The sequence below is a fragment of the Streptomyces atriruber genome (assembly GCF_001418325.1).
In the GTDB taxonomy this organism is placed as follows: Bacteria; Actinomycetota; Actinomycetes; order Streptomycetales; family Streptomycetaceae; genus Streptomyces; species Streptomyces atriruber.
On the sequence record NZ_LIPN01000048.1, the window covers coordinates 1 to 5,606 of the forward strand.

The 5,606-nt window shown below is 70.7% G+C and carries 6 protein-coding genes; 2 read left to right on the forward strand and 4 right to left on the reverse strand.

Going from position 1 to position 5,606, the window contains the following annotated elements; genetic code table 11:
* Positions 1-92: 92 nt before the first annotated feature.
* A complete protein-coding gene (locus tag AOK03_RS05640) occupies positions 93-689 on the reverse strand; it encodes an NADPH-dependent FMN reductase (protein WP_055564046.1) in 597 nt (198 codons plus the stop codon).
* A 100-nt stretch (positions 690-789) separates the two neighbouring features.
* Here AOK03_RS05640 and AOK03_RS05645 point away from each other — a divergent pair, with 100 nt between their 5' ends.
* Positions 790-1,518 (forward strand): TetR/AcrR family transcriptional regulator, encoded by a 729-nt coding sequence (locus tag AOK03_RS05645; protein WP_055564051.1) that lies wholly within the window; start codon positions 790-792, stop codon positions 1,516-1,518.
* 59 nt (positions 1,519-1,577) lie between these two features.
* On the opposite strand, the gene AOK03_RS05650 is transcribed toward AOK03_RS05645, so the two are convergent.
* The 3 genes from AOK03_RS05650 to deoC are packed head-to-tail and all read right to left on the reverse strand — an operon-like array spanning position 1,578 to position 4,835.
* Positions 1,578-2,462: an aldehyde dehydrogenase family protein gene (locus tag AOK03_RS05650; RefSeq protein ID WP_055564047.1), complete on the reverse strand. Its 885-nt coding sequence runs from the start codon at positions 2,460-2,462 to the stop codon at positions 1,578-1,580.
* A complete protein-coding gene (locus tag AOK03_RS05655) occupies positions 2,455-3,891 on the reverse strand; it encodes an aldehyde dehydrogenase family protein (protein WP_055564048.1) in 1,437 nt (478 codons plus the stop codon). Before AOK03_RS05655 ends, AOK03_RS05650 begins: the two co-directional genes overlap by 8 nt.
* 5 nt (positions 3,892-3,896) lie before the next feature.
* Positions 3,897-4,835: a deoxyribose-phosphate aldolase gene (deoC, locus tag AOK03_RS05660; RefSeq protein ID WP_055564049.1), complete on the reverse strand. Its 939-nt coding sequence runs from the start codon at positions 4,833-4,835 to the stop codon at positions 3,897-3,899.
* 88 nt (positions 4,836-4,923) lie between these two features.
* Here deoC and AOK03_RS05665 point away from each other — a divergent pair, with 88 nt between their 5' ends.
* Positions 4,924-5,562 carry a PH domain-containing protein gene (locus tag AOK03_RS05665; protein ID WP_055564050.1) on the forward strand — a complete coding sequence of 213 codons (639 nt, stop codon included), beginning with the start codon at positions 4,924-4,926 and terminating at the stop codon, positions 5,560-5,562.
* Positions 5,563-5,606 lie beyond the last annotated feature (44 nt).

Consider the following 5,606-nt stretch of genomic DNA (forward strand, 5'->3'; position numbering starts at 1 on the left):
GCCCCGGGGGTGTCCGACGGCGGTTCCGGGGTGGGGCGTGCCGTTGCTTCCGTACGCTGGGTCATGGCGTCCTCGATGTGGGTGACGTGGCGTCAGGCGGCGTACGGGCGGGCGGACCTGGCCTCGCGCAGGGCCAGTGCCCACCAGGCGAGCTGGTCGAGCATGGTCTTGACCGCGGCGTCGCTCTCCGGCGCCGTCATCTCCTGCGCCTCGTCGAACAGGCCCCACGCGTTGTGCAGGCTGACGGTGTTGCGGATCGTCGTCGCGTTCAACTCGGCCATCACGACCCGGAGATGCTCGACCGCGCGCAGGCCGCCGGAGATGGCGCCGTAGGAGACGAAGCCGATCGGCTTGGCGTGCCACTGCTCGTTGTGCCAGTCGATGGCGTTCTTCAGGGACGCCGGGTAGCTGTGGTTGTACTCCGGCGTGATGAAGACGAAGGCGTCGGCCGCCGCCAGGCGCGGTGTGACCACGGCGAGGGCCTCCTCGGTGCCGGGCGGGAGTGGCCCGCCGAAGGCCGGGAGGACGGTGGGCAGCGGGGTCTCGGCCAGGTCGACGACGTCCACGTCCATGTCGTCGCGCTGGTCGAGGTGGCCCTTGATCCAGCGGGTGACGACGGGGGCGAAGCGGCCCTCGCGGGTGCTGCCGACGACCACCGCGACGCGGAGCTGCTGCGGCTGACTGTTCATGGGGACCCCCTGGTGCGGACGGACGGCGTGTACGCCGTATCGAGATGCGTACAACGTACACGCCGGTGTGTACGACGTCTACAAGGGATACGCTGTACGCATGGTCATGCAGAAGAAGGACGAGCCGGAGGTCACTCTCTGGGAACGCCTGGAACGCCCCGCGTCCGCGCCCCGCACGGCGCTGACTCCGCAGCGCATCGCCGCCGTCGCGGTCCGGGTCGCCGATGCCGAGGGCATCGCGGCCGTCACCATGCGCCGCCTCGCCACCGAGCTCGGTGTCGCGCCCATGGCCGCGTACCGCCATGTCTCGGGAAAGGACGACCTGTTGGCGCTGATGGTCGACACGGTCTCGGCCGAGCTGGAGTCGCCCGCCGAGGTGACGGGCTGGCGCGACGTGCTGCGGGAGTCCGCGCACGCGACCCGCGCGATGACGCTGCGGCACCGGTGGATGGCTGAACTGCCCACTCCGCTGCACGCGTTGACCCCGAACCGGTTCGCGTCGGCGGAGCGTCAGCTCGCCGCGCTCGACGGGCACGGCCTGGACGTCGACGTGCTGATGGCCGTCTTCCGCACCGTCACCGCCTACGTCGGCGGCATGGTCCGCTCCGAGGTGGCGCTCGGCGAGTATCTGCGGCAGCAGGAGTGGCAGAGCCCGGAGGAGATGCGGATCGGCCTCGCCCCGCAGATGCAGTACCTGATCGGGACCGGGCGCTACCCCACCTACCGGCGCTACATCCAGGAGGCGACGCGCAAGGACGACCCGGCCTGGGAGTTCGAGACCGGCCTGGAGTGCGTGCTCGACGGGGTCGCGGCACGGTTCGGGCTGTGACATGACGAAGCCCCGGCCTCCTGGACGGAGGAGGCCGGGGCTTCGCTGTGCGGGAGTGGCTAGTAGGCCGAGCCGGACGCGCCCAGCGAACCCGTCGGGTGCCAGACCGTCTTGGTCTCCAGGAAAGCCGTCATGCGGTGCGTGCCGGGGTCGGCCGACCAGTCCACAGGCTGTGGACGGAGCACGCGCTTGAGGTTGTCCGCCGCCGCGATCTCCAGCTCGCGCGCCGGCTCGGCGTCCGCGCCCGTCAGGTCGATCGCGTTGACGTCCTGGTGGGCGGCGAGCGGGGCCGCGATCTCGGCCGTCCTGCCGGTGAGGATGTTGACCACGCCGCCGGGGACGTCCGACGTCGCGAGGACCTCGCCGAGCGAGAGCGCGGGCAGCGGGGACTTCTCGGACGCGATCACGACGACCGTGCTGCCCGTCGCGATCACCGGGGCGATCACCGAGACGAGGCCGAGGAACGACGACTTCTGGGGCGCGACGACCGCGACCACACCCGTCGGCTCCGGCGTCGAAAGGTTGAAGAACGGGCCCGCGACCGGGTTCGCCCCGCCCACGACCTGGGCGATCTTGTCGGTCCAGCCCGCGTACCAGACCCAGCGGTCGATGGCCGCGTCGACCTGGGCGGCGGCCTTGGACTTGGAGATGCCCTCCGCGTCCGCCACCTCCCGCACGAACTGGTCCTTGCGGCCCTCCAGCATCTCCGCGACGCGGTAGAGGACCTGGCCCCTGTTGTACGCGGTCGCGCCCGACCAGCCGCCGAACGCCTTGCGCGCGGCGACGACCGCGTCGCGGGCGTCCTTGCGGGAGGAGAGGGGCGCGTTCGCCAGCCACTTGCCCTTTGAGTCGGTCACCTCGTACACCCGGCCGCTCTCGCTGCGGGGGAACTTGCCCCCGACGTACAGCTTGTAGGTCTTGAAAACCGTGAGTCGGTCAGACATCGAGGTACGCCTCCAGCCCGTGCCGGCCGCCCTCGCGGCCGAAGCCCGACTCCTTGTAGCCGCCGAACGGCGACGTCGGGTCGAACTTGTTGAAAGTGTTGGCCCAGACGACGCCCGCCCGGAGCTTGTTCGCGACAGCGAGGATGCGCGAGCCCTTCTCCGTCCAGATGCCGGCGGAGAGCCCGTACTGCGTGTTGTTGGCCTTGGCGACCGCCTCGTCCGGCGTGCGGAACGTGAGGACGGACAGCACCGGGCCGAAGATCTCGTCGCGGGCGATGGTGTGCGCCTGTGTGACGTTGGTGAAGAGCGTCGGCGCGAACCAGTAGCCGGAGGAGGGCAGTTCGCACGGCGCCGACCAGCGCTCGGCGCCCTCCGCCTCGCCGGTCTCGGCGAGCGCGGAGATGCGGGCGAGCTGCTCGGCGGAGTTGATGGCGCCGATGTCGGTGTTCTTGTCCAGCGGGTCGCCCAGGCGCAGGGTGGAGAGCCGCCGCTTCAGGGAGTCCAGCAGCTCGTCCTGGATCGACTCCTGTACGAGGAGGCGCGATCCGGCGCAGCAGACCTGGCCCTGGTTGAAGAAGATTCCGGTGACGATGCCCTCGACGGCCTGGTCGATGGGGGCGTCGTCGAAGACGATGTTCGCGCCCTTGCCGCCCAGTTCGAGCGTGACCTTCTTGTCGGTGCCCGCGACCTGGCGGGCGATGGCCTTGCCGACGGCGGTGGAGCCCGTGAAGGCGACCTTGTTCACATCCGGGTGGGCGGTCAGGGCCGCGCCCGCGTCGCCGTACCCGGGAAGGATGTTGACGACGCCCTTCGGGAGACCCGCCTGACGGCAGATGTCCGCGAAGAACAGGGCGCTCAGGGGCGTGGTCTCGGCGGGCTTCAGGACGACCGTGTTGCCGGTCGCGAGCGCCGGGGCGATCTTCCAGGCCAGCATCAGGAGCGGGAAGTTCCACGGGATGACCTGGCCCGCGACGCCGAGCGGGGCCGGGTTCGGGCCGTACCCCGCGTGGTCGAGCTTGTCGGCCCAGCCCGCGTAGTAGAAGAAGTGCGCGGCGACCAGGGGGAGGTCCGCGTCGCGCGTCTCCTTGATGGGCTTTCCGTTGTCCAGGGTCTCCAGGACGGCCAGCTCGCGGCTGCGCTCCTGGATGATCCGGGCGATCCGGAAGAGGTACTTGGCGCGCTCGGCGCCCGGCAGCGCCGACCACTTCTCGAAGGCCTTGCGGGCGGCCTTCACCGCGCGGTCGACGTCTTCGGAGGAGGCCTGCGCGACCTCGGAGAGGACCTCTTCGGTGGACGGGGAGACCGTCTTGAAGACCTTGCCGTCGGCGGCCTCGGTGAACTCGCCGTCGATGAACAGGCCGTAGCTCGGCGCGATGTCGACGACGGAGCGGGACTCGGGCGCCGGAGCGTACTCGAAGGGGGAAGTCATGGTGATCAGTCCACCGTCACGTAGTCGGGGCCGGAGTAGCGGCCGGTGGCCAGCTTCTGACGCTGCATGAGCAGGTCGTTGAGGAGCGAAGAGGCACCGAAGCGGAACCAGTGGTTGTCCAGCCAGTCGGGACCGGCCGTCTCGTTCACCAGGACGAGGAACTTCACCGCGTCCTTGGTCGACCGGATGCCGCCCGCGGGCTTCACGCCGATCTGCACCCCGGTCTGCGCGCGGAAGTCGCGGACGGCCTCCAGCATGAGCAGGGTGTTGGCCGGGGTGGCGTTGACGCCGACCTTGCCGGTCGAGGTCTTGATGAAGTCGGCGCCCGCGATCATGCCGATCCAGCTGGCGCGCTTGATGTTGTCGTACGTCGAGAGCTCGCCGGTCTCGAAGATGACCTTCAGGCGGGCGGTGCCGCAGGCCTCCTTCACGGCGCGGATCTGCTCGAACACCGTCATGTAGTCACCCGACAGGAACGCGCCCCGGTCGATGACCATGTCGATCTCGTCGGCGCCCGCCGCGACGGCCTCGCGCACGTCGCCGAGCTTCACGTCGATGGCGGCGCGGCCCGCGGGGAACGCGGTCGCGACGGACGCGACCTTCACGCCGCTGGTCCCGACGGCCTCCTTGGCGGTGGCGACCATGTCCGGATAGACGCAGACGGCCGCGGTGCGCGGGGTGTCACGGTCGGTGGGATCCGGATTCACGGCCTTCGCGCCGAGCGCCCGGACCTTGCCCGGGGTGTCGGCGCCCTCCAGCGTCGTCAGGTCGATCATCGAAATGGCCAGGTCGATGGCGTACGCCTTCGCCGTGGTCTTGATCGAACGGGTACCGAGCGAGGCGGCACGCGCCTCCAGGCCGACCGCGTCGACGCCGGGCAGCCCGTGAAGGAAGCGGCGGAGCGTGCTGTCGGACGCTGTCACGTCAGCGAATGCAGTGGGCATGGTCACGAGGGGAGCATATCTACGCGCGTAGCTGCTGTACAGGGGTGGGGGCCGGGGCCCCGGGCGGACCTTCAGGCAGAATCAGGGTATGAGCGACCCCCAGAACCCCGTGGCGGAGCCCGCGTACAAGGACCGCACCTTCCGGTCCCCGGCCGGCATCGCCGGTGGTGTCCTGCTGCTCGCCCTGGGCGCCTGGCTCGGCACCGACGCGGCGATCCGCGGCGAGGGCCGCACGCCGTGGCTCGCGCTCGCCGGGCTGCTCTTCGCCGTGCCGCTGGTCGTCGCGTTCACCGTACGGCCCGCGGTGTACGCCAACGACGACCGGCTCCGGATCCGCAACCCCTTCCGGACCATCACGCTGCCGTGGGCGTCCATCGCGACGCTCCGCTCCGGCTACTCCAACGAGGTCCTCACCAACGTCGGCGCCAAGTTCCAGCTCTGGGCGATCCCCGTCTCGCTGCGCGGCCGCAAGAAGGCGGCGCGCAGGCAGTCGCAGGCCGCGGCGTCCGGCGACCCGACGACGGGCGGCCGCCGCTTCCTCGACCCCACCGCGCCGCCCACCCGCGCGTCGGGCGACCAGTCCATGGACGAGCTCCGCGACCTCTCCGAGCAGCGGGCCGACGCGGAGTCCGCGCAGGGCGAGCCCGTGGTGCGGTGGGCCTACGAGATCGTTGTGCCGTGTGTCGTGGGTGCGGTGTTGTTGGCTGTGTTGCTTGCGGTGGGCTGAGCGGTCTGGCCGTGGGTGTGGTGGGCTGAGCGGTCTGGCCGTGG